The sequence below is a fragment of the Paenibacillus sp. TAF43_2 genome, assembly GCF_052113545.1.
Classification (GTDB): domain Bacteria; phylum Bacillota; class Bacilli; order Paenibacillales; family Paenibacillaceae; genus Pristimantibacillus.
In genome coordinates this window covers 62143-84825 of the sequence record NZ_JBFRDK010000002.1, presented here as the reverse complement: position 1 = coordinate 84825, position 22683 = coordinate 62143, and the positions used below count along the sequence as shown (strand labels likewise).

Genomic DNA, 22683 nt, shown 5'->3' with positions numbered 1-22683 from the left:
GGATGTCTGTGCAAACTCTTTCATGGCAGTAGTAAAAGAACAATATTACCAAGTGATAATGATTATCACTTTCGTATACATGATAAACATTCTCACTAATAATGTCAATCCTGTTCTTCATTTATTCTTCATTCATGCTCTTCTACTTCTCTATCATTTAGTAGTTGATCATCCATCCCATTCAAACATACATTTCCGCAAATATAGTTGAAGGTCTATGACCATAGCAGATAGATACCCAATCAATAGATAGAGTACAGCCGTATAATAAGGCATCTAACAAGGAGGTGTTTTCGCTGAGTCATTATTATTATAGAAAGCGTTGTGTCAGAAAACCTACTGCAGGCTGCAGTCCAAGAAGGAAGAAACACGATGATAAAATAATTGTTGTAAAGAAAAAAATTATATCTCAAAGAGTTAAAGTCGTAGCTGAGCGAGGAGAAGACGGTCACAAAGGCAGAAGAGGACCACAAGGTCCACAAGGTCCACAAGGACCTCAAGGGCCTCAAGGAATAGCTGGTCCTACAGGTGCAACAGGATCTGCAGGGGCAGCGGGTTCTACCGGCGCTACTGGAGTTGGAGTTACGGGAGCGACTGGCGCTACTGGTGCAAATGGTATTAACGGCGTAACCGGTGCTACTGGTCCAGCAGGTCCTACAGGACCCGGAGTAGGAGCGACTGGCGCAACTGGGGCTACTGGAGATCCAGGGGTTGCTGGTGCTACAGGGGCAACGGGGGCTACTGGGGCTGGCGTTACTGGAGCGACTGGTGCTACTGGAGATCCAGGTGTTGCAGGAGCGACTGGYGCTACTGGTGTTACCGGTGCTACTGGGGCTACGGGAGACCCAGGTGTTACTGGCGCTACCGGTACTGCTGGCGTTACCGGAGCTACTGGCGCTACCGGTACTGCTGGTGTTACCGGTGCTACTGGGGCTACTGGTACTGCTGGCGTTACCGGCGCTACTGGGGCTACTGGGGCTACTGGAGGTACTGGAGCTACTGGTGCTACTGGTATTGATGGTGCAGGCGCTATTATTCCTTTCGCTTCAGGCATTCCTACCGAATTAACGACAATAGTAGGCGGTTTAATAGGTACTTCGAGTCTGGTAGGTTTTGGCTCCTCCGCTGTAGGCGTTAGCATTCTTGGTGGTGTAATCGATCTCACAGGCGCTGCAGGAACACTTCTTAACTTTGCTTTCTCTGTGCCTCGCGATGGTACGATCACTTCTCTTGCCGCTTACTTCAGTACAACTTTAGCGCTTTCGCTTGTTGGATCAACAGTTACTATTACTGCTCAGCTTTATCAGTCAACGACGCCAGACAATTCGTTTACCGCAGTTCCAGGCGCTGTTGTAACATTAGCTCCTCCACTTACCGGCATTCTGGCTCTAGGCACGATTAGCAGCGGCATTACTACAGGTTTATCTATTCCTGTTACTGCTGGAACACGCCTTCTTCTTGTCTTCTCTGCTACAGCTACTGGTGTATCACTTGTCAATCTTGTAGCTGGCTATGCTAGCGCTGGATTAGGCATCTCTTAAAAAACGAAATTATGAAAAACGACAGATTAAGGATTCGTCCTTAATCTGTCGTTTTCTTTTCCAAGATTCATCGTTCATTACAGCTTTAATTGAATTTGGAGCTTGAAACGAATTTTTATCTGATTATTCTCGAACTGTACATCTCTCACCGTTACAACATCCTGCGCCGGCAAATCTAGCGGAATGACGATCGTTTCTAGCATACTTAGCGGCAGCTGAATAGCTTTGACAGAAAGCGATTGGGGTTTAAGAATAATGTTTGGAGACTCCCAGTCCAGTGAATATACCGCATCCAATCTCGCAGGAATTTTGTTCTTATAGGTAATATTCATTTGTGCAATCAGCTTGTTCTCTTCGAGGTCAAAGTTTGCCCCATCCAGATGAATAGCCTTCGCAAATTCTTGATCAGCGGATTCTAGTCTGCTGATGGCAAGCTCGTCTTTCATATTCATTTTGATCAAATGATTAATATCGGATTCCGTCAGGACGAGCTCCAGCTTCATTTTTCTGACCATATCCAGCGCTTTCTCTTTCACATCAATCGGGGCGTAGCTCATGTCCAGCGGCTCGTCCGGTGCAATGTAAGACAGGAACCACCATAGTGCGCCGCCAAGCAGCAAAAGAATAACAATGAAGCTCATTAGAAGTCTTTTTAAGGTTTTTCCCATGTGAATCCTCTCCTTGCTATACAGATAAACGATTTCTATTACGCCAACTCATAATGATAGTGCTATAATGAATCCAATCATTTTTACTGTTGATCAAAAAAATGCCGAGAGGATGGTCACCTATGAACACAAATCCTATACCGCTGCATCGTATTGGGCTTGAAGAAATCGTTCAAGCTCAAATGCACTTAAAGGATATCATTACACGAACACCACTTCAACATAACCGTGTGCTGTCCGAGCGGTTTGGCTGTAATGTTCTTTTAAAACGAGAGGACCTGCAAATCGTTCGTTCGTTCAAAATACGCGGAGCTTACCATATGATGCGTTCTCTGTCACCAGAAACGCTCGCTAAAGGGGTGGTTTGCGCCAGCGCCGGCAACCACGCGCAAGGCGTGGCCTACTCGTGCCAAACACTTGGCATCCCCGGCAAAATATACATGCCCAGCACAACTCCTCGCCAGAAGGTGACGCAGGTTAACTTTTTTGGCGGCTCGCAAGTTGAGGTCATCCTTACAGGAGACACCTTTGACGATGCTTATGCCGAAGCAGTCGCAGAGAGCAACCGCAATGGCCTTGCCTTCGTACATCCCTTTGACGATCCCAAAATCATCGCAGGAAACGGAACGGTAGGACAAGAATTAATGGAAGCTGCGGATACCGTACCTGACTTCGTATTCGTGACTGTCGGCGGTGGCGGGCTTGCAGCCGGCGTCTCATCTTATGTAAAAATCGTCTCACCGACAACAAAGGTAATTGGCGTGGAGCCGGAAGGCGCGCAATCACTAAGAGCATCGCTTGATGCAGGTGAAGTCGTTACCCTTGATCAAATTGAGAAATTCGTCGATGGCGCAGCTGTAAAACGTATCGGTGATTTATCATTTGAGCTATGCAGAGACCTGCTTGACGATGTTATTTCCGTGCCTGAAGGAAAAGTGTGTACGACGATGCTCGATTTGTATAATGAGAATGCCATCGTAGCCGAGCCGGCAGGCGCACTGCCCATTGCTGCGCTAGAAGCTTATCGCGATCAAATTCAAGGCAAGACGGTCGTCTGTGTCGTCAGCGGCGGCAATAATGATGTTGATCGGATGCAGGAAATCAAAGAACGTTCTCTCATCTATGAGGGCTACAAGCATTACTTTATGGTCAGCTTCCCGCAGCGTGCAGGAGCGCTTCGTGAATTTCTCGACAGCGTGCTTGGTCCTAATGATGATATTACACGATTCGAGTACACCAAAAAATCAAACAAAGACAACGGTCCGGCACTCGTCGGCATCGAGCTTACGCACCGTGAGGATTACGATCCGCTCGTTGCTCGCATGAGCAAGAAGGGCTTCCAATTTCTTGAGCTGAACAAGGACCCTGTTTTATTTAACTTATTGATTTGATCGGCATGTTGAGAATAAGATACGCCCCGTATCCATGATTGGATACGGGGCGTTTGTCATTACCAGGCGTAGGCGCGCGGTGCATCTCCGCCAGGACCAGGGAATATTTCATCAATACGTTTCAGTGCAGATTCATCTAAAGAGATTTCAACTGCGCGAAGCGAGCGCTCGAATTGATCCAGCGTGCGGACACCGATAATCGGAGCCGTTACTGCCGGGTTCGCAAGCAGCCATGCGAGTGAAACCAAATCTTCAGGCTCGCCAAGCTCGTCACAAAATGCAGCATAGGCATCTAATTGATCACGATGCTGCTCCAATCGTTTCGAATCTCCGCTGCGGCGGCCACCGTCTTTACGACGTTGATTGCCTGCAAGCAAGCCGCCGTCAAGCGGACTCCACGGAATAACGCCAAGTCCTAATTCCTTCGAAGCTGGCAATACTTCCAGTTCCGGCAAACGGCATAACAAATTGTATTTGTGCTGCTCAGATACAAGACCGATCGATCCTCTTGCCTTCGCTTCGCCTTGCGCAACTGCAATATCCCAGCCGGCAAAATTACTTGAGCCTATGTAGCCAACCTTGCCTTGGTATACGGCTGTTTCGAATGCTCCCCAAAGCTCATTCCAATTTGCACTACGATCCACATGATGCATTTGGTACAGTTCGATATGATCCGTTTGAAGACGCTTAAGCGAGCCTTCCAAATGTCTGCGAATTTTATATGCGGATAGTCCCGCTTCACGGTTCGGACCGTCATGATTATCATGCATGTCGCCGTATACTTTTGTAGCCAGCACCGTACGTTCACGGCGTCCGTCGCCCTGCTTGAACCATTTTCCGATAATTTCTTCTGTACGGCCGGCGTTCTCGCCCCAACCATAAATGTTAGCGGTATCGATAAAATTAATGCCTGCATCTAGAGCTGCGTCTAATATACGAAATGATTCCTTCTCGTCTGTGTCCACGCCAAAATTCATTGTGCCCAAACATAAACGGCTTACTCGAAGTCCAGATCTTCCTAGTTTCGTGTATTGCACTCTAATCATCGCTCCTTCAATTTTGAAATAGGATGGATTGCGTATTCATTATACTAAAAATACACAAAGTAACCAAACGGCGTTCACAATCGCATAACAAATGTTCGTTACACTAACGGCAGGAGGTGTGTCTATGATACGTTTCGAGGAAAAACCGCAGCCGAAATTGTTAATTTTGTACGCTTCATATGGAGAAGGCCATCTTCAGGTTGCTCGCGCGATTAAGGGCGCTTGGGAGGAGCATGGCAATTATCGTACGGTAATGGTCGATCTCATGGCAGAATCTCACCCTTGGATAAATGAGTTTGCTAAGCGCTTTTACTTAAAGAGCTATACGCATATGCCCTCGCTATATGGCTGGGTGTATGATTTCACAAGGCTAATGAAGCATGATTCATTATTTGGCGGACTGCTTCACTCCTTTGGTACAGAAAAAATTAGGCGCATTCTTGCAGCTGAGCAGCCCGATATCGTCGTGCATACTTTCCCTAGCTTTGCTCTGCCAAAGCTTAAGAAACGTAAAAGCTATCCCCCCTCCTATGCTGTCATTACCGATTTTGATCTTCACAGGCGCTGGGTTCATCCAAGCGTCGACCGCTATTATGTCGCTACAGAGGACCTCCGATTAGAGCTTTCATCGCTGGGAATACCGGAGAAGGCAATTCAAGTGAGCGGCATTCCACTCAAACGCGGCTTCCGTGCAACAGCCGCCACAAGCGAGCTCTATGAGAGATATAAACTAAATCCTAATCAACCTATCGTCCTTATCATGGCGGGAGCTCAGGGCGTTTTGCCTGATGTATCGCAAATTTGCAGCAGCTTGCTGCAAAACGCTGAGGTTCAGGTTGCGCTCGTATGTGGACATAATCTGTTTATGAAAAATATTATTGAGCAACAATTTCAAGCACATGAAGGAGCTTCTCGCCTGCAGGTGTACGGGTTTATTGAGTCTATTCACGAGCTTATGGCTATTTCTAATTGCCTCATCACTAAGCCAGGTGGCGTTACATTATCAGAAGCGATCGCTGCCGAGCTGCCCATATTCATTTACAAGCCAGTTCCTGGACAAGAAAAACAAAATGCATTGTATCTTAAGTCCAAAGGCGCTGCTGTCGTTGCCTATGAGGTGAATGAGCTAACGGAACAAATTTTGAAACTCGTTCATGATCCATTACGTCTTACTAATAGCAGACAAACCACTAAACAGCTTCAAGCCTCACAAACCGCAGCAGACAGCATCGTTTTGGATATTTTATCCAACTTGCGTATAATGGAGAAAGCAATCACTTTATAATGGATAAGGGGCTTGCCCGTGATTACAAATCAGAAAAGTTGGTTTGGAGCGGAGATGCGACTTATCTCCGTTATTTTGTTTATTGTGGAGTTTGTAAGAGGTGCTGTTCTTGTTAGTTTGCTGCCTATTTTTGGGGCAAAGACTTTAGGTTTATCACCTGATGTAATTGGCGCTGCGATATCAGCTCACTATTTAACCGATACGCTGCTCAAAATGGCTATTGGCTACTTGCTCGATCGTTTCTCAACTCGTATCGTCGTTCAAGCAGGTTTAATTATTTCGCTGATCGGCATATATTTGCTGCAATTCTCCGAGCTGCCATGGATGTTCATTGGTGCAGCCGCGCTATATGGCATCGGAATGTCACCGATCTGGATCGTATGCTTAACGAAAGTAACCGAGCAGCAGCGTGCAACCCAAATGGGAACGCTCTACACCATTTGGATGGTGGGACTAGGAAGCGGTCCGATCGTATGTAATATTCTGCTCGATTTCAGCGTATCTTTTACGTACAAGCTGCTTGTCAGCATGTCTGTGGCTGCATGCGTATTAACGCTTTTCATGAGCAAAGAAAGGGCTGCTGCATCAAACCGTATGCCATTTCGAACGCAGCTCGTCATTCTAAAGGAACGACTCGGCCATATGAAGATGCTGCTGCCGGGGATGATTTTGCAGACGACAGGCGCAAGCATGCTCGTTCCCATTTTACCAAGCTTCGCGAATCATGAGCTAGGTATCTCAGGCACGCAATACTCCATACTTTTAACGGCGGGAGGGCTTTTTGCTGCAGGTGGACTCATTCCCATGGGGAAACTTGCCGATAAGCTGGTTAATAAAAAATGGTTTCTCGTGACTGGATTTGGAGCGTTTGCATTTGGTTTATATATGCTGGCATCAGGACTTTCGTTCTGGTATTGTTTACTAATAGCGGCTGCTCTTGGATTATCCTATTCTGCTATTTTGCCTGTTTGGAATGCGCTGCTGGCTGCCTATGTTCCACCTAATCAAGAGGGGCTTGGCTGGGGCGTATTATCCACCTTTGAAGGCATTGGCGTTATGATCGGTCCAGCTGCTGGCGGCCTAATCGCTGCTTGGAACGGAGAAGCATCCGTTTTTTGGACAAGCGCAATCCTCTTTGGATTGATCGGCTTATTTTATTTATGGTTCCCATTTCCGGCATTCGCTACAAATGTAAAAGCTACAAACAAGTAGAACGGGGTTAGATCTATGGATGATTGGCGCAACTGGCTTGAATACTTAAAACACTTGGATCTCGATTCAATCCAATGGACATTGGAAAGCTATTCGCAATGGGGGCCTTTTCCCGGCATTTTGCTTCCCATGCTTGAATCGTTTCTCCCTTTCCTCCCATTAATTCTTATCATTGCGGCTAATGCCAACATTTACGGCCTCGGCTTTGGATTTCTTTTTTCATGGATCGGTGTAAGCGCTGGTGCCTTCTGCGTATTTTGGATCAGTCGAAAGCTCGGACGCAATGTAAAAGGGAAACTAGAGCGAAGATTTCCAAAGTCGCAGCGGTTCTTCAATTGGGTTGAACGCCGCGGCTTCACGCCGCTATTCCTGCTGGCTTGCTTCCCTTTTACACCTTCAGTCGTCATAACTGTCGTATCCGGACTTAGCAAGGTGCCATTTCCTACTTTTATGCTTGCTACACTGCTTGGGAAGGCAGTTATGATATTTTGCATTTCCTTGATTAGCTTCGATATTGGCAATTTAGTCAATGAGCCTTGGCGTATATTCGTCTCGATAACTGCTGTTATGGTTATGTGGTTCGGGGGCAAACGTCTCGAATCCCGCTATCAGCTTAATGGGTGAGGTGATGGAGTATGTTTTCATGGACCATCTTGGCTAGCTTGCCTGTACATACGCCTCTCCCTCTCCTCACATGGTTTGATGCTTTGGCAACGACGGTCGTGCTGGTCATTGCATTTGCTTTGCTCGCTGGCATGTTTATGTTCATTCGAATTGTTACAGATGACTCAGATAAATTTAAGGACATGAAAGAGATGGTGGAGACGATCTTCGGAACGCCTGCCCATCTCCGTCCGAATCCCGAACAATCCTCCTCCATAAAAGAAGGCAAAGGCGAGCTCATACATGATGCCGCTGCTGCTAAAGCACCATTTTCCGAACCATGTCCCGCTTGCGATGAGATTGTCACTGAACGTGATTCGGTTTGCCCCTCATGCGGACTCCAGTTATTATAGATTGCTCCTGTTCTTCCACCTTGTACTCATACAATTCATCCTTTTGTGGCACACTGTTGAGGATCTTCTTCTGAAGATAAAGAAAATAAAAAAACGATGAGATTCTCGAGGAGGGTAACCACATGTCAGGCAAACAGCCATCCGATCAACAGAAGGCAGCAAGCAAGGCGCAATCCCGAGCAGACCGCAATCTAGCCAGCAAGTCGTCAGCGAGCGAACTGCAGTCAGATGCCGATCGTTCAGCTGTGCCGAAGCACGGATTATAAGGACAGGAAGGTTGGTTGACACCATATGAGCAATGATAATAACCATAATGAGATGAATCCCCTATCTGGTGAGCCTGTTGAAGTAAAAGGCACCTACCGCAACGAATGGGGACGTGAAGAGCAGCTCGAACGCGGAGATGTATTCCCAGCAGATCCAATGCTCGGAACAACCGAGTGGCAGCTCGTTGAGCTCTTCTTCAATAATCATCATGAGGGGCATACTGATCCGAGGCTGGTGCCGCATGACGATGACAATAACCCAGAGGCTCATATGCAGCATCCAAGGCGTCATGAAGGCAGCAACAAAACTGACGATGATCAGTAAACATTGAGCATGCTGTAATATAAGCAGAAAAACAGCAGGCAAGAACGCTCTTAAGCGGCGTTCTAACCTGCTGTTTTTGTTTTATTTGCTAAACTAATGAGCTAAATCCGTTCATGATGACTTTGGTCCATTCTCGGCCTCTTCAGCACAGCGCTTCGCGTTTTCCTCGCGCTGCGTCACTTGATCGAGCAGCTTCTCCAGTCGCCGCAAATGGTAGGCATATTCGAACAATGCCGAAGCGACAAAGACGAGACGCTTATGCTCGTCCGGATCTTCCAAAATGTACGCCGTCAATTCCTTCACAAATCGTGCTTCTCGTTCTTCCTCAGGCTCAATCAGCGCATTAGGCTTCATTTTCCCTTCAGCTTTCAACAAGATGTGCTCGTGATACTTCGATAAATCCTCAATTTGCCGATCGAAGCGCAGCGCCCACTCACTTGCACTTTGGGAGGAAAAATAATGCTCCTCCACCACATCGAGCAGATCAGCCCCTTTTTGCAGAGACTTAATCATTTGTTTCGATACAAGCAGTTGACGGGCATGGCTCGTCTTCGTCTTTGCAAGCACTTTGCGCTCCTCTTCGAATACGGTGTGGCGTTCCTCCAGCTTGTGCAGCGTATCGTGAAGCTTGTTCTTCTCTTGGCGGAAAACCTGCTCCTTCATCTCATTTGAAATGGCTGTGCGAAGCAGCAGAGAAAGCTGTGAATAGGCATGATGAACCTGTTCGGTAAATTGCTTCCTTGGCCGTGGAGGGAATACGAGGACGTTAACCGCAAATGATGCTCCAATCCCCGTTAGCACCATTAAAAATCTTCCTATTGCCACGTCCCAGCCTTGTCCATTCGCCTCCATAATGGCAACGACCGTAACCAGCGTCAGACTAATCGTGCTCTCCATCTTCAAGCGAATACTAATGAGAATGACTAGGATACATACAAGACCTGCCGCAATCGGCGTATGACCGAATAACCGAACGGCTACAATCGCCATTACAGCACCCAGCAGATTCGTTTGCACTTGATCCGCTACACGCTGCCATGAGCGGTAAATAGAAGGCTGAATCGTAAATATAGCTGCCACGGCAGCAATAAGCGGGGAAGCGAAGCCGAACAAGCTGCTCAAATAAATCGCTAAGGCAACAGCCATCCCCGTTTTTAAAACTCTTGCACCAATCGTCATGTTGATTCTGCCTCCGTCACCAGAAGTTCGGCTGAAGCCACCTCTCTTCCATTTACCCAAAGCGTTACAAGATGAAGCCCGCTATAATGCTTGCGCGTCGTTAAATCAGCAAAACGATGAGTGCGAACACTTGAAGCTGACGCTCCTCCGGCATACTCGCGATCCGATAGCAGGAAACGTTTCAATGAAGTTTTCCCTCCAGACTTCACGAATGCAATTCCATATTCGATACGCAGCTTGGCCGGCTCACCCTCACGCAGCTGTACGCGATAGCGTAAAGATACCTCACCGCCAATAGCAACCGTCTCTGGATCTGCCTCGATTGCAGCAAAAGCAACAAGCGGGTGTTCCTCCTCTTCTGCAGATGCGTGCTTCGCGTACCCAAACAATTCCATGATCTGCGGGCTTGATTGCTTAATCAGCGTACGGCAGCCATGACGAATGATCCAATCCGTCTTCGCATCATTGCCGATCCAAGCCTGCGCAAGCGATATGACAAGCTCGGGATGATCTTTCGCAATATCATTCAAGTTGTTAGCTACGCTCTTGCGCACATAAAGTGAATCATCACATTTGAGCTTCTCCAAAATTGGAACAATCGGCGATGGGTCTCGCTTAAAGAGCGGCAGCGCCTGCGCCCACGGCAGGCGTGGTCTTATGCCTTCGCTCGCGAGCCGCCTTACGTGCTCATTCGGATGATCTGCCCATATAAGCATTTGCTTAGCCATACGCTGTGGATCGGCAAGAATGAATGCTCTTATTGCAAATTCTGAGGTCGAATATTTCGTAAAGCGCTCCAGCGCGTCCAAAGACAGCTCCCAGTTTTGCGGCTCCAGTCCAAACACCTCGACGAAGTCCGGAAATATGATAAAAGGCAGCCCTGTGCATTTTTCATCTATTTGATATAAAACAGACAGCGCTTCATCATATGCCTGCGGTAATGTAGCACCCAGCGCTTCTGTTATTTTTCGAGTTCGAGCCTTTAACTCTAATTGCTCCCAGTCACCATCCCTTACACGCTCTGCGAAAAGAACGGCGTCAAAAGGACTCCATGCTGACTTCAGCAAACCCGCAAATTTCTCCAAAAATAATCCATCGTACATAGCCTTAAGCGGTTCTGCCAAATTAATCCCCTCCTCCAGTTATTATACCGAAAAAACCGATTCGATCACTACCTGCATCCGTTATTCATTTATAACGGCGCTGCAAGCAGCAAAAAAGCTCCGAAACGCCCCTGCAGGAGCGCTCCCGAGCTTGTTTTATTTATAAAAATTAAATATAGCGCGCTATGATTCCAGACAACTGCTGCGCAATTGCGTTCGGCCCTGCTGAGAGCTGCTCATTCGTGAAGCGAGCCCGAACAAATGTCTCATCCATATCCATAGCCTCTGCAAAAAAGGATGACAACCCGCGTGCGCGCCGGTCGATTTGGAGCACCAGCTCAAGCTCGCGATCCGATGGATAGAACATCACTTCCAGCTCGTCGAGCTGGCCTCGGAACTGCGAGGTCGGCACAAATTCCAGCTCTTGAATAAATGGCATTTTGCCGCCAAGACGGGAAGAGTACTCGCATTCTGCCTTGCGCAAACGGAAGCCGAGCACATTCAGCGCCTCCAGCACCGTGTTCATGGCGTGTGTCGGAACCACTTCGATTCGGTCATTATCACCAGGATCAACGCCTCCGCGAACGTCTAATTCCGTCTTCACCCATACCGGCGCGCGGCCAATTGTAAGCGGTGTTTGATGGGGCAACTGAAAGGAGAAAGGCACCTCGCGATTTTCATTTGCCTGCAGTGTGAAGGGAGCGCTCACGTGATATCGTCCCACCACTCCCTGTTGCGTTATTTTACTGTCATTGCTCTCACGTATATATTCTGTCATGACCGATAGCTGTATCGTTTCAATTCGCTGCTCTACGTTGCCGCCTTGTATTTTTACGATACCTAGAACCTCTTCACCTGGTGCATAACGTGCTTTTTCTAATAGTGTATCAATCTTTGCTGAGCCAATACCGATGCTTGCCAAAAAACGATTAAACATCAAACCGACCTCCACTCAAATTATCTTCATTCCGAACTGCATAACCGTATTACGATGTCTTGAAAATTAAGTTTCAATTTCAAAAAGTCATCCTTCGGCGCGTGAAAAATTGTTGATTATGAATAGTGTGAACCCGTCTCTAATGGTCTGAATCATCTGATTGGCCTAGCTCGCTCTTTTTCTGATCCATCGGCAAATTCGGCTGCTCCATATACGGCAATTGGATGATGAAGGTCGTCCCGACTCCTAGCTTGCTTTCGGCCGTAATTTGTCCCTGATGATTATTAATAATTTTGAAAGTGACCATTAATCCAAGTCCGGTCCCTTTATCCTTTGTTGTATAAAAGGGTTGACCGATCTTCGACAGCTGCTCCGCAGGCATGCCTGATCCTTCATCTTTAATGCGTATCATTACTCCGCGATCAGGATCAAGCGACATATTAATCATGACAATGCCACCATTATGCATCGCTTCTATCGCATTTTTAAGCACGTTAATAAACGCTTGCTTTAATTGATTCTCAACACCGTATACCCACAATGGACGATAGTCAGAACGGAATTCAAGGATCACATTGTGCAAAATAGCTTGTGTCTCCAGTAAATTAACCGTGTCCGCCATTAATTGACGGCAATCTTTATGCACAAATTCATAAACCTGAGGCTTGGAGAGCATAAGTAGTTCGCTGACGATTGACTCGATACGGATGAGCTCTGTTTTCATAATGTCGTAAAAATGGTTGATATTGCCCCGGCCCGATGAAAGCAGCTGCATAAACCCTTTTAACGAGGTAAGCGGATTTCGAATTTCATGTGCAATGCCCGCCGCTAATTGACCTGCGACATAAAGCTTCTCAGAATTAATGAGCAGCTCCTCATTCTTCTTCCTCTCAGAAATATCCCGAATAATGACTTGTTCAATTTGTTTACCCGAGAAGGTAGAGCTCACCCGTACCATTTCTGTATGAAGCAGCGTCCCTTGCATGGACATCCATTGCAGCTCGATTGGCTTATTGGGCCCATCATCTCCTGCTTGGCCTGCCGTGAGCCATGCTTCCAGTTCATTATGATAGGGCTCTGCCAATAAATTATAAACATTCGAACCGATTATTTTATCCGCTGAATGCACTTCGAATAAACACAAGCCAGCACGGTTCATAAATTCCCATTTGCCATCGCTTATTAATGCTATCGTATCTATGGAATTCTCCACTAGAAGTTTATAACGCTCATTCATTTGAGTATATTTGTTGGATGCAAACCAGGTGGTAAGACTGAAGCTGAGGATAAATAAAGTAGATAAACCAAGTAAAGATGCAAGAATCAGCAAATGTTGGTTTAGAAGATCTGTAGATAAAACATCGCTATAATCAACCTGCAGCGCGTGCATGCCAACTTGATGAACGACTATATTAGACAATCCGAGTGAAAAGCAGCTTTTTATCTTATACCCTGACCCCTTTGTTTCCAGCCAATAAAAAGCCAAATATGCGCCAATAAAGTTGACTCCAAAGGAGATCCAATAAAGCGGCCAATCCATTTTTAGTATAACGACCGATTCAGAAAGCATCGACAAGTAATGAAGCATCGTAGCTCCCAGAGCCATTAATAGAGCTCCAACTAAGAAGCGTACCGATGAGAGATTTTTCTTTTGCATAACAACTAATGAGACATAAATGATAATGACACATGCGAATACTATAGGAAGCATGCTCCAATTCATGACCAATCTATAGTGGGATGCAAGCAACAAAACAACATGCATCGTCCATAGGCCTAGTCCAAATACGGCAGCGCCGCCAATAATCCAATTGAAGCCGTGTGTATGTTCATTTTGCAGAGGCTTTTCAATCATTTTCAGCATCGTATAGGAGGCAAAACACATGATGAAGAGTGATAAAATCAAATAGAATCCATTTCCGTTTATATCGAGGCCGCTCATAGAACTCCTTAAATAACCATTAATTTGCTTTCAAATAGTAAAATTCGACAAAATCCTTTAAAAACCTCTCTTTGTCCCAGCAATATTTCAATTTTTTGTAAGAAATCGAGAGTGAGTTTCTCTTCTGCTCATCTTCGGCTATTATGTTAGAATGACCTTAGTAGAAACAGGCGATAATAGTCTAATAGGATTGCTAGATTTGATCATTTCGCTTCGTAATAGCACGAGGCTTGCGTCAGACATTATTACCGCTTCTTAAAATGTGTAGGAGGAAAAGCAATGAAAATCATTAAAGAGTTTAAAGAGTTTGCAATGAGAGGCAATGTCATCGATTTAGCGGTCGGGGTCATTATCGGAGGAGCTTTTGGTAAAATCGTAACTTCTTTGGTTAACGATGTGATTATGCCGCCGATCGGTGTGGTTTTGGGAGGCGTCGATTTTAAGGATTTAAAAATTCCTCTTTATAGCAAAGAACACGCCGCCAGTGTCACCGCAAGCAATGGAGGCAAAATAGATGAAACCTTGCTGCCTACTATCAATTATGGCCAATTCATAAACGTTATGCTGGACTTTATCATCGTTGCATTCTGTATCTTTCTGCTTGTAAAAGTAATCAATGTGCTTCGCCGCAATGAGAAGAAGGAAGCTCCACCTGTTGAAGTGACCGAGAAGGATTGCCCTTACTGCTTGTCCAAAATCCCTGTGAAGGCTACGCGCTGCAAGCACTGCACATCCCAGCTAGAGGCTGCTGCACATGGCTGATGAGCTCTTTGACATTTATGACGAGCAGCTTCGGCCGCTGGGCACAGCAACACGCGCAGAGACGCATGCGAAAGGTTATTGGCACCGCAGCTTCCATTGCTGGCTGACGCGCCGCGAAGGAAACCGCAGGTTCGTGCGGTTTCAGCTGCGTCAGGCAAGCAAGGATACAAATCCGGGCTGCTATGATATCACGGCGGCCGGTCATTTGAGTGCGGGCGAAACGATTCGCGAGGCCATTCGTGAGCTTGAGGAAGAACTAGGGGTTTCCGCCTCATTTGAACAGCTCATACCACTTGGGCAAATCAGAGAAAATATTAGCGGTGAAGTAAACGGAATCCCCTTTATCGACCGTGAGGTCAGTGACGTTTTTGGCCTTGTGTGCGAGCTGCCTTTGACAGAACTTCTGCTGCAGCCTGAAGAAGTGGCCGGCGTTTATGAGGCTGATCTAGATGAGCTGATTGCATTGTTTGAAGGCTCTTTATCTGCGGTTTCTGCGTCAGGTGTTGAGCTCGTCGATCAGAATGAGCAGCTGACGATTGTCCAGTGCTCTGTTTCGGCGAAGCAATTCGTTCCTCGCGAGTTTTCTTATTATACGAGCGTACTTCAGGCTCTGCACGGTTGTACTTAAGGGATGCCTTGCTTTTGCTAGCTGGATCGCGAACGCCCATTGTTCGCTCCCAATTGCTATACCACTGGTCAATTAAGCCATGGATATTATAAAATTCAGTATGGCGCGGCGCTAGGTCAAAATCATTCAGCTCGGGCTGATTGTACAGCCTCGCCGCCATTTCATGAAAACACCCGTGAAGATTGTACTCAATAAAGCTGCCCAGCTGATCGGCTGTAGCGAATGAACGCGGATTGTTCTGTACTCGCTGCTCTGCGCCTGGATTAAAGCAGGAGGAACGCCTGATCTCCTCAGGCACTTGGTTCCAGCCAGCAATCCAGCTGCGGTCATAGCCCATTGAATCATGCCAGCTGTATACCCTATTAATAAAATCTCGATGAAATCGCAGAAACCGATCGCCATAACCCGGCGGCGGTATCGTTCCTGGAACCAAATGATTCGTATGATGCCATACGCGGTGCTCATCTAACAACGCTTGCGGAAAATTAGGTATTCGCGGCATCCTCTTTCCCTCCAAACTTATACATGATTCTCGTCTCTCACTCCTATAACGTATGCAGCCCATAYAACTCCTGTGATATGCCTCCTTTTTAAATAACAAAAAGGACTGCCAACATAAAATTATTGACAGCCCTTCCTATTAAATTGAAATTACCAGAATTGACGACGGCATTCATCTACTTCTCTTTTGACGCAAATATCAAATGAGACGGTTACATCTTGATTTCTTCCGAACGCACAGAAAATTCTTACACAGTCCTTGTCACGCGTGCAGAAGAAGCTAACTACACGGCAATGGCAATCAATCAAGCTTTGAACGGCTCTTGCATCACGACATCGTATCGCTCTCACAAGTTTGGCAGCAGTGCGCTCATCTTTCAGCTGTTTAAAAATATCACTTAGCTCAGCTCCTGCTTCTTGCATCGCTTCAACTGCCGGGTCTTCTCTGCGGCCGCAGCTTTTTTGCTCCACTGGGCTTATGCTTTCAGAAGAAATACGAGCTCGGCTTTTTGTTTTGCGAGCAGCTTTCACATTGCTAACTTTCAGTATTGATTTAGCAGACATATTATTCCACCTCCCTATCGAACATACTCTATTCTATGTAAATTTAAGAGATTTGCATGGACGGGTATCGCCCTCCATATGTTGAATTTAACCTTCCATTTTTGTATGACCCGCTCGCTTCCTGCATACCTATATGACATACCATACGAATGGAGGTCTTTGGCTTGGCAGAAAATATGATGAGCATGGGCAATATTGGCAATATGGGCAATGTGCCAACCCCCGGCAACATGGGCAGCATGCCTAACATGAACACCATGAGCAGTATGCCGAATACGGGGAATATGGGAAGCATGTCCTCCAATATGAGCAACATGGGCAATATGCCAAACGTCGGCAGTATGAGCGGCATGCCCAATATGAGCAACATGGGCAATATGCCAAACGTCGGCAGTATGAGCGGCATGCCCAATATGAGCAACATGGGCAGTATGCCGAAAGCAGGCAATATGGGCAGCATGTCCAATATGAGCAACATGGGCAGTATGCCGAACGTCGGCAGTATGGGCGGCATGCCTAATATGAGCAACATGGCAGGCATGGAGAAACCCGCTCCAGTGATCTATGAAGCCGAAGCGCAGCACACTGCAATGGTGATGGAGGTACGCGATAGGATTATGAACATGTGCGGCGGTCATATGCATAAATACGTTTGCGTCCAGACCATCGATGGACATGTATTTGAAGGCAAGCTTATGCATATCGATCACTGCATTCTTTATTTGCAATGTACGATGCGAGACCCGCGTGCTTTCATGAACCCGTACAATGCGGTGCTGCCACTCGTTCTGTATGAGCTTCTTGTCATCACACTGCTCTAAGTATCAAGTTTGGCTTGGATTCATTCGACAAAAGCATGTCCCTTTTGACATCGACGGTCTATGACTGCGAAAGCTGTCATACATATGCATAGAATGAAACGTCGATGAAATGAGGGGAGTAGACTCATGATTGAACGGATAAATCGGCTTCAGATAGAACTCCCGCCATCACCTTACGCGGATGCGAACGCCGCGGCAGCGGTGCAGGAGCTGCTTGGAGGAAAATTTGGTGAAATGTCCACCTTAAACAACTATATGTATCAGTCCTTTAATTTCCGTGAGAAAAAGAAGCTTAAACCGTTCTACGACCTCGTATCCAGCATAACAGCAGAGGAATTTGGCCATGTGGAGCTTGTTTCGACAGCTATTAATATGGTGTTAACAGGGACAACAAGTCCCGGTGATCCTAATTCTGCCCCACTAAAGGAAGGCATAAATAAGCGCAACAGCTATTTTTTTATACAAACCGGTCAAACCTCGCTGCCAGGTGATTCGATGGGACGCGCATGGACTGGCGATAATGTATTTAGCAGCGGCAATCTCGTGCTTGATTTGCTGCATAATTTCTTCTTGGAGTGCGGAGCACGAACGCATAAAATGCGAGTATTTGAGATGACGGATCATCCTACAGCAAGGGCGATGATCGGATATTTGCTCGTTCGCGGCGGCGTCCATGTGCTTGCCTATGCCAAAGCGCTCGAAATCGCAACGGGTGTTGATGTGAAGAAGCTTATCCCTATTCCCGACCTTAGCAACAACAGCTTCGAAACGGCTCGGAAATACGAAGCAATGGGGCTTGGCAACAAGCTGTATACATTCAGCCAGAACGACTACAAGGATATTGTCCTCATTTGGAATGGACAAAATCCGCTTACCGGCGCTGAGCTTGAGGTCATTCAGGGCGCACCGCAAGGCGCACCTATGCCTGATTTGAGCGAGCTTCCAGAAGAGTTTGCTCCAGGCATCTCGCAAGAGGATTTTATTGAAATTGCCCGTCGGCTGCAGAAAAACGCCGGACTATAACCATGTCATGATTCAAGGAAGACCTCCTCATGCGCGCAAAGCGGCTTGGAGGTCTTCCTGCTCCTATTCCCTCGTTTTCCTATGCTATACTAAACAAAAGGCGAGGGAACGAAGGTGATTGCGATTCAAGTTTTGGCTATGCTTACTATGCTTATTGATCATATTGGTCTGTTATGGTTCCCTGAGAACGTCGTTTGGAGAATCATTGGACGGCTGGCACTCCCCTTCTATGCGCTCGCGATTGTCCTCGGTTATTACCGAACGAGCAATTTGGATCGTTATCTGAAACGGGTAGCATGGATCGCGCTTTTATCGCAGCTGCCTTATCAATTTGCCTTTTACCGGCTTGAAGTCAATACGGTAGGCACTTTATTCGTCTGCCTGCTGCTTCTGCGCCTTCTAGACAAATGGAATGGCAAGCCGCTTCTTCAAGTTCTGCTTTGCCTTTCACTCGCTGGACTTCTCGAGTTTATGCCCTTCAGCTATGGCGCATATGCTGCACTGCTCGTACTCATTTATCGTTATGCTCAAAATCAATCCTTTGTTGTGTTTCACTTCTCCTTGGAAGTGGTAAGCATCTTTATAAAGGAATGGTTCATACAGCCCTTTAGCATATTTGCTACTATTCTTATGGTCTATGTTCCTGATTTCATGCGCAGCCTCGAAACCATCAAAGTACCGCGCTTCGTTTGGCGCAGCTTTTATCCGCTTCATTTGACGCTCATCGCAATCATTTATTATGCAACCAGCAGCGAGAGCTTTAAGGAAATATTTCGCAAGCTATCATTCAGTTGATCATTCCGCCAGTTTTTCTATGGCTTTCATACATGAGATTGCAGCTGCGACACCTCTTAAGCATGTGCAGTAATTGTTGAACATGTTAGAAAAGTGTAAATAAAGTAAACAAAATTCTGACCACATATTCATAAGGGGCTAAAATATTTACGTTAGAATGGAGGAAATTGATCGGAGGTGTTATAGGAAATGATGAAAATCGTTACCTTTAAAAGTCGTTCTGTCCCAGTCTATTACCCTAATGAACAATCCGCATCCATAGATCTGCTTCATCATAAATTGTACGAACTAGAACTCGATTTTGACTTCCGCAAAAAGTGGAGAAGAATCAAATCTGTTGAAATGGTGCGTGATGTCGCTATTTTTCAGTATAACGACGGCACAAAGCTCTACCTTGAAGTATGTTAGATAACTCGTAAAGAAAGACCTGCAGGCAAAGTGCCCGTCAGGTCTTTTTGTGTTTTTATCAATCCCATTCGCCTAAAAAAAGCCCCAACAGCATATCGCTGCTAGGGCATTACTCATTCTCCTTTAAGCTAAACCTTAAATTTCATAATTTCCTTCTGCAAATGCTCTGCCATATTGGCAAGCATAGCTGATGCCGCTGCAATTTCTTCCATCGAGGCCGTCTGCTGCTGCGCCGCTGCAGCTACAGATTGCGTACCAGAAGCTCCTTCAACCGCGATATCAACGACCTCTTTAATGGTCAGCATCACTTGCTCCGTACCTGCTGCAAAGCCATTTGCTGCTTGTGAAACCTCATCAATTTGCTCAGCAACCTGCATAACCTCGTCCCGTATAAAGCCAAACATGCGGCCTGCTCCTTCAACTGCTTGGATGCCGCCGGATACGACAGTGCCCGCATCATTCATCGCCAGCACCACACGTTCCGTCTCCGTGCCAACAGCCATAACAATCTTCGTAATATGATCGCTTGATTCCTTCGTTTGCTCTGCCAGCTTGCGAACCTCGCCAGCTACAACCGCGAAGCCTTTGCCATGCTCGCCCGCTCTGGCCGCTTCTATAGAAGCGTTCAGTGCAAGCAGATTCGTCTGAGCAGAAATGTCTGATATAACCTGCACCATTCTAACGATTTCAGTGGATCGATTCCCAAGTCCTTGTACGGCTGCAGCCAAACTATTAAAGGATAGCTGTATCGATTCCATTTGAACAACTGCCTGCTGCAGCGTCTCGTTTCCTTCTGTTGCCTGGCGGGAAGTTTTTTTGGCTGCATGTGACGCTTGCTCCGTGCTGACCGCAATTTGCTGAACGCTTGCCGACATTTCATGTATAACCTGAAAGCTCTGCTCAGCACTAGCCGATTGCTTCTCTGCCCCATCTGCTACCTTCTGAATCGTATATGCGATATGCTCGCTTGCATGGCTGGTTTGTTCTCCGCTAGCCATAAGCTCCTCCGAGGAAGCAGCTACCTGATCCACGCTGCTCCCCACCTCGTGCACAAGCGTTTTAAGCTGCATTACCATTTCATTAAAACTTACAGCAAGTACACCTGTCTCATCTCGGTAATGGCAAATAATTGGATCTATTTGAAGATTACCTTTTGCAACCTCCATCGAAAGCGCAGAAACCTGCTTGATTGGCCGTGTCATGCGGATCGTAAACAGTATTGTTGCTGCCATACCGACCGCTATCGTAATTAATAAGGTAACGATTGTCACCGTCACAATCTGTTCTGCACCCTTATTAAAATCCTGCATATATGTACCCGCGGCAATAATCCAGCCCCAGTGAGGGTCCTTCTCTAGGTAAGTAATTTTCGACGCCAGTTCATTCTCTGTACCCGGAAGCGCCCAAGTATAATAAACAAAACCGCCACCCGACTCCGCTTTCTTCATGAAGGCATCCGAAACAGGGAGACCCCATTCAGAATCGAGCACTGGTTCTCCATCGCTGTACTTAAGTCCAGCAAGACTGCTGCCCTCCATCGTGGGATGGGCAATCGTGAGTGAGTCTTTGTCTAATGCAAAAACATAACCATTTTCACCGAGATCAATGCTTTTATTGATAGGCCGTTTGCCTGCCTCATTCTTTGGCCCAAGCATAGTGACTTTGACGAACTCCTCTGCTTTGGCGCGGTCAATCGCTCCTGCTTTCACCTGTGTGTCGAGCAATGCAATTAAACCAATGGTGCTTTTAACGCTATTTTGAAGCAGCTTTTCGCCGCCCTTGTCCAGTTCGCTAACAGCAGTATTGTAACTTAAAGTACTAACTAGAATGCTAGGAATTAAAAGAAGCGACAAGCATAACGCCATTAGCTTTATACGAATCGTAGGCTTGATCGATCGAAGATTTTTTAGCTTGCTCAATAGACTCACTTTACAGTTCTCCTTTAGTCATCTTCTTTGCTGTGTATTCCGAACGTCGTATCATGGATATATCAAGCACGTCAGGTTCCTGTGGTTTGCCCAGAAGGAATCCCTGTACATAATTGCAACCCCATTCTCCTAATAATTCGTATTGTTCCTTGTACTCTACACCCTTGGCAATCACTTCAAGACCAAGCTTATGAACGAGATTAATGATGCCTTCAACGATAATGCGATCCGCGCTTTGCAGATCAATGTTTCTAATGAATGACTTATCGATCTTAAGGCAATGAATCGGCAATTGATTCAAGTTGGTGAGGGAAGAGAAGCCTGTTCCAAAATCGTCTAATATGATTCGAACGCCAGCTGCCCGAAGCCGGCTAAGTGTAGATATGGCTGTAGTTGAAGTATGAAGCATACCGCTTTCCGTTATTTCAAGCTCAAATGAGGAGGGCGCAAGCTCATACTCCTTTAACACATGCAGCACCGTTTGTGAAAAGGTCGAATCTTGCAACTGAAGAGAAGATATATTAATGGACATGTTAAGACTATTTAAACCATATTTGCTCATGTTCGCGAGCGTTTTGCACGATTCTCTAAGCACCCATTCTCCAATAGGTACAATGAGACCGCTATGCTCAGCTATAGGTATAAATTCTGTAGGTGAAATATCGCCAAGCTCAGGATGCTGCCAGCGCAGCAGCGCTTCAAATCCTTTAAGCTTGCCGTCCTCCATGCGATAGATTGGTTGATAGCTGAGGTGAAATTGCTGTAAATATAATGCCGGTCTTAATGCCGCTTCGATAGCGATGCGTCGGTTAAGCTTATTCGTATCTTCCAAATTATAAAATCTTGCTCGATTGCCGCCCTRCTCTTTTGATTGGTATAGGGCCGACTCCGCTCGGCATATAAGCTGTTCGCTTGTTCGTCCATCCTTCGGGTACAACGTTGCCCCAATACTCGAGGTCAAATATAGCTCAGCTCCGTCAATCTCGATGGGACGTTCAATCGCGTTTTTGATAGCCTCCACAGCTTGCATGCTTTGACATTCATCATGTTCTACAGGCATAGCTACCATAAATCTGTTTCCACCAACTCTACTCACCGTTGTAGCAGCCTTTCTAGCTTCAGCCAGACGCTGCCCCATCATGAGGAGTACATGGTTGCCAAACTCTGTTCCTTTGGTTTCATTTAAGCGATAAAATTTATCCAAATCCACCAACGCCACCACCATCCGCTTGCCTGCTGCACGTACGACATTTACGGCCAATTCCAGCTGTGCAAAAGCCTCCTTGCTACAAGGCAAACCGGTCAACGCATCCATGTTGTTCGACCACCATCCTTTTCCATT

General features: G+C 46.5%; 24 protein-coding genes. 14 read left to right on the top strand and 10 right to left on the bottom strand.

Going from position 1 to position 22683, the window contains the following annotated elements:
- The first annotated feature begins 287 nt into the window (after nucleotides 1-287).
- Entirely contained in the window at nucleotides 288-1541 is a 1254-nt protein-coding gene (locus AB4Z17_RS01065) for an exosporium glycoprotein BclB-related protein (RefSeq protein WP_441957588.1), read from the top strand.
- A 77-nt stretch (nucleotides 1542-1618) separates the two neighbouring features.
- Here AB4Z17_RS01065 and AB4Z17_RS01060 read toward each other — a convergent pair whose 3' ends face one another.
- Nucleotides 1619-2209 (bottom strand): hypothetical protein, encoded by a 591-nt coding sequence (locus AB4Z17_RS01060; RefSeq protein WP_441957586.1) that lies wholly within the window; start codon nucleotides 2207-2209, stop codon nucleotides 1619-1621.
- Between the two features lie 122 nt (nucleotides 2210-2331).
- Here AB4Z17_RS01060 and ilvA point away from each other — a divergent pair, with 122 nt between their 5' ends.
- Entirely contained in the window at nucleotides 2332-3600 is a 1269-nt protein-coding gene (gene ilvA, locus AB4Z17_RS01055) for a threonine ammonia-lyase IlvA (protein ID WP_441908222.1), read from the top strand.
- A 59-nt stretch (nucleotides 3601-3659) separates the two neighbouring features.
- Here ilvA and AB4Z17_RS01050 read toward each other — a convergent pair whose 3' ends face one another.
- Nucleotides 3660-4637 carry an aldo/keto reductase gene (locus AB4Z17_RS01050; protein ID WP_441908223.1) on the bottom strand — a complete coding sequence of 326 codons (978 nt, stop codon included), beginning with the start codon at nucleotides 4635-4637 and terminating at the stop codon, nucleotides 3660-3662.
- A 133-nt stretch (nucleotides 4638-4770) separates the two neighbouring features.
- Between AB4Z17_RS01050 and AB4Z17_RS01045 the strand changes: the two genes are divergently transcribed.
- The 6 genes from AB4Z17_RS01045 to AB4Z17_RS01020 all read left to right on the top strand — a co-directional run bounded on the left by AB4Z17_RS01045 (nucleotide 4771) and on the right by AB4Z17_RS01020 (nucleotide 8750).
- Nucleotides 4771-5931 carry an MGDG synthase family glycosyltransferase gene (locus tag AB4Z17_RS01045; RefSeq protein ID WP_441908224.1) on the top strand — a complete coding sequence of 387 codons (1161 nt, stop codon included), beginning with the start codon at nucleotides 4771-4773 and terminating at the stop codon, nucleotides 5929-5931.
- Nucleotides 5932-5949: 18 nt separating this feature from the next.
- Nucleotides 5950-7143, top strand: a complete 1194-nt coding sequence (locus tag AB4Z17_RS01040) for an MFS transporter (RefSeq protein WP_441908225.1) — start codon at nucleotides 5950-5952, stop codon at nucleotides 7141-7143.
- Nucleotides 7144-7158: 15 nt separating this feature from the next.
- Nucleotides 7159-7767, top strand: a complete 609-nt coding sequence (locus AB4Z17_RS01035) for a TVP38/TMEM64 family protein (protein ID WP_441957584.1) — start codon at nucleotides 7159-7161, stop codon at nucleotides 7765-7767.
- A gap of 11 nt (nucleotides 7768-7778) precedes the next feature.
- Nucleotides 7779-8159, top strand: coding sequence for a zinc ribbon domain-containing protein (locus AB4Z17_RS01030; RefSeq protein ID WP_441908226.1), 381 nt, complete (start codon nucleotides 7779-7781; stop codon nucleotides 8157-8159).
- 122 nt (nucleotides 8160-8281) lie between these two features.
- The gene (locus tag AB4Z17_RS01025) at nucleotides 8282-8425 is read left to right on the top strand and encodes a hypothetical protein (protein WP_179089810.1); all 144 of its coding nucleotides are present in this window, start codon (nucleotides 8282-8284) and stop codon (nucleotides 8423-8425) included.
- Nucleotides 8426-8450: 25 nt separating this feature from the next.
- Nucleotides 8451-8750 (top strand): transposase, encoded by a 300-nt coding sequence (locus AB4Z17_RS01020; RefSeq protein WP_339206509.1) that lies wholly within the window; start codon nucleotides 8451-8453, stop codon nucleotides 8748-8750.
- 111 nt (nucleotides 8751-8861) lie between these two features.
- On the opposite strand, the gene AB4Z17_RS01015 is transcribed toward AB4Z17_RS01020, so the two are convergent.
- From AB4Z17_RS01015 to AB4Z17_RS01000, 4 genes are all read right to left on the bottom strand, one after another.
- Complete coding sequence (locus AB4Z17_RS01015; RefSeq protein ID WP_441908227.1) at nucleotides 8862-9929, bottom strand: FUSC family protein; 1068 nt, start codon at nucleotides 9927-9929, stop codon at nucleotides 8862-8864.
- Nucleotides 9926-11053: a DNA alkylation repair protein gene (locus AB4Z17_RS01010; RefSeq protein ID WP_441957582.1), complete on the bottom strand. Its 1128-nt coding sequence runs from the start codon at nucleotides 11051-11053 to the stop codon at nucleotides 9926-9928. The genes AB4Z17_RS01015 and AB4Z17_RS01010 overlap by 4 nt, the downstream gene beginning before the upstream one ends.
- A gap of 148 nt (nucleotides 11054-11201) precedes the next feature.
- Nucleotides 11202-11969: a sporulation protein gene (locus AB4Z17_RS01005; protein WP_441957580.1), complete on the bottom strand. Its 768-nt coding sequence runs from the start codon at nucleotides 11967-11969 to the stop codon at nucleotides 11202-11204.
- 139 nt (nucleotides 11970-12108) lie between these two features.
- On the bottom strand, nucleotides 12109-13824 hold the full coding sequence (locus AB4Z17_RS01000) for an ATP-binding protein (protein ID WP_441957578.1): 1716 nt from the start codon (nucleotides 13822-13824) through the stop codon (nucleotides 12109-12111).
- Nucleotides 13825-14190: 366 nt separating this feature from the next.
- Between AB4Z17_RS01000 and mscL the strand changes: the two genes are divergently transcribed.
- Together mscL and AB4Z17_RS00990 are read left to right on the top strand one after the other, a co-directional pair.
- A complete protein-coding gene (gene mscL / locus AB4Z17_RS00995; protein WP_339206503.1) occupies nucleotides 14191-14673 on the top strand; it encodes a large-conductance mechanosensitive channel protein MscL in 483 nt (160 codons plus the stop codon).
- A complete protein-coding gene (locus AB4Z17_RS00990; protein WP_441957576.1) occupies nucleotides 14666-15301 on the top strand; it encodes an NUDIX hydrolase in 636 nt (211 codons plus the stop codon). The genes mscL and AB4Z17_RS00990 overlap by 8 nt, the downstream gene beginning before the upstream one ends.
- A 126-nt stretch (nucleotides 15302-15427) precedes the next feature.
- On the opposite strand, the gene AB4Z17_RS00985 is transcribed toward AB4Z17_RS00990, so the two are convergent.
- Nucleotides 15428-15766 (bottom strand): hypothetical protein, encoded by a 339-nt coding sequence (locus AB4Z17_RS00985; RefSeq protein WP_441957574.1) that lies wholly within the window; start codon nucleotides 15764-15766, stop codon nucleotides 15428-15430.
- Between the two features lie 186 nt (nucleotides 15767-15952).
- Nucleotides 15953-16366, bottom strand: a complete 414-nt coding sequence (locus AB4Z17_RS00980) for a hypothetical protein (protein WP_441910514.1) — start codon at nucleotides 16364-16366, stop codon at nucleotides 15953-15955.
- Nucleotides 16367-16530: 164 nt separating this feature from the next.
- Between AB4Z17_RS00980 and AB4Z17_RS00975 the strand changes: the two genes are divergently transcribed.
- The 4 genes from AB4Z17_RS00975 (at nucleotide 16531) to AB4Z17_RS00960 (ending at nucleotide 19413) form a co-directional block, all read left to right on the top strand.
- A complete protein-coding gene (locus AB4Z17_RS00975) occupies nucleotides 16531-17187 on the top strand; it encodes a hypothetical protein (RefSeq protein ID WP_441957572.1) in 657 nt (218 codons plus the stop codon).
- A gap of 126 nt (nucleotides 17188-17313) precedes the next feature.
- Nucleotides 17314-18210, top strand: coding sequence for a manganese catalase family protein (locus AB4Z17_RS00970; protein WP_076268410.1), 897 nt, complete (start codon nucleotides 17314-17316; stop codon nucleotides 18208-18210).
- A gap of 114 nt (nucleotides 18211-18324) precedes the next feature.
- Nucleotides 18325-19005 (top strand): TraX family protein, encoded by a 681-nt coding sequence (locus tag AB4Z17_RS00965; RefSeq protein WP_441957570.1) that lies wholly within the window; start codon nucleotides 18325-18327, stop codon nucleotides 19003-19005.
- 189 nt (nucleotides 19006-19194) lie between these two features.
- Entirely contained in the window at nucleotides 19195-19413 is a 219-nt protein-coding gene (locus tag AB4Z17_RS00960) for a hypothetical protein (protein WP_076268411.1), read from the top strand.
- Between the two features lie 128 nt (nucleotides 19414-19541).
- Here the strand turns inward: AB4Z17_RS00960 and AB4Z17_RS00955 are convergent, their stop codons facing one another.
- Together AB4Z17_RS00955 and AB4Z17_RS00950 are read right to left on the bottom strand one after the other, a co-directional pair.
- On the bottom strand, nucleotides 19542-21341 hold the full coding sequence (locus AB4Z17_RS00955) for a methyl-accepting chemotaxis protein (protein WP_441957568.1): 1800 nt from the start codon (nucleotides 21339-21341) through the stop codon (nucleotides 19542-19544).
- Nucleotide 21342: 1 nt separating this feature from the next.
- Entirely contained in the window at nucleotides 21343-22656 is a 1314-nt protein-coding gene (locus AB4Z17_RS00950) for a putative bifunctional diguanylate cyclase/phosphodiesterase (protein WP_441957566.1), read from the bottom strand.
- Between the last annotated feature and the right edge of the window lie 27 nt (nucleotides 22657-22683).

Bases quoted from the DNA above. Each gene is read 5' to 3' on its own strand.
- AB4Z17_RS01060 (WP_441957586.1), bottom strand. From the start codon at position 2,209: ATGGGAAAAACCTTAAAAAGACTTCTAATGAGCTTCATTGTTATTCTT.
- ilvA (WP_441908222.1), top strand. From the start codon at position 2,332: ATGAACACAAATCCTATACCGCTGCATCGTATTGGGCTTGAAGAAATC.
- AB4Z17_RS01045 (WP_441908224.1), top strand. From the start codon at position 4,771: ATGATACGTTTCGAGGAAAAACCGCAGCCGAAATTGTTAATTTTGTAC.
- AB4Z17_RS01035 (WP_441957584.1), top strand. From the start codon at position 7,159: ATGGATGATTGGCGCAACTGGCTTGAATACTTAAAACACTTGGATCTC.
- AB4Z17_RS01030 (WP_441908226.1), top strand. From the start codon at position 7,779: ATGTTTTCATGGACCATCTTGGCTAGCTTGCCTGTACATACGCCTCTC.
- AB4Z17_RS01025 (WP_179089810.1), top strand. From the start codon at position 8,282: ATGTCAGGCAAACAGCCATCCGATCAACAGAAGGCAGCAAGCAAGGCG.
- AB4Z17_RS01020 (WP_339206509.1), top strand. From the start codon at position 8,451: ATGAGCAATGATAATAACCATAATGAGATGAATCCCCTATCTGGTGAG.
- AB4Z17_RS01015 (WP_441908227.1), bottom strand. From the start codon at position 9,929: ATGACGATTGGTGCAAGAGTTTTAAAAACGGGGATGGCTGTTGCCTTA.
- AB4Z17_RS01005 (WP_441957580.1), bottom strand. From the start codon at position 11,969: ATGTTTAATCGTTTTTTGGCAAGCATCGGTATTGGCTCAGCAAAGATT.
- AB4Z17_RS01000 (WP_441957578.1), bottom strand. From the start codon at position 13,824: ATGATTGAAAAGCCTCTGCAAAATGAACATACACACGGCTTCAATTGG.
- mscL (WP_339206503.1), top strand. From the start codon at position 14,191: ATGAAAATCATTAAAGAGTTTAAAGAGTTTGCAATGAGAGGCAATGTC.
- AB4Z17_RS00990 (WP_441957576.1), top strand. From the start codon at position 14,666: ATGGCTGATGAGCTCTTTGACATTTATGACGAGCAGCTTCGGCCGCTG.
- AB4Z17_RS00985 (WP_441957574.1), bottom strand. From the start codon at position 15,766: ATGAGCACCGCGTATGGCATCATACGAATCATTTGGTTCCAGGAACGA.
- AB4Z17_RS00980 (WP_441910514.1), bottom strand. From the start codon at position 16,366: ATGTCTGCTAAATCAATACTGAAAGTTAGCAATGTGAAAGCTGCTCGC.
- AB4Z17_RS00970 (WP_076268410.1), top strand. From the start codon at position 17,314: ATGATTGAACGGATAAATCGGCTTCAGATAGAACTCCCGCCATCACCT.
- AB4Z17_RS00960 (WP_076268411.1), top strand. From the start codon at position 19,195: ATGATGAAAATCGTTACCTTTAAAAGTCGTTCTGTCCCAGTCTATTAC.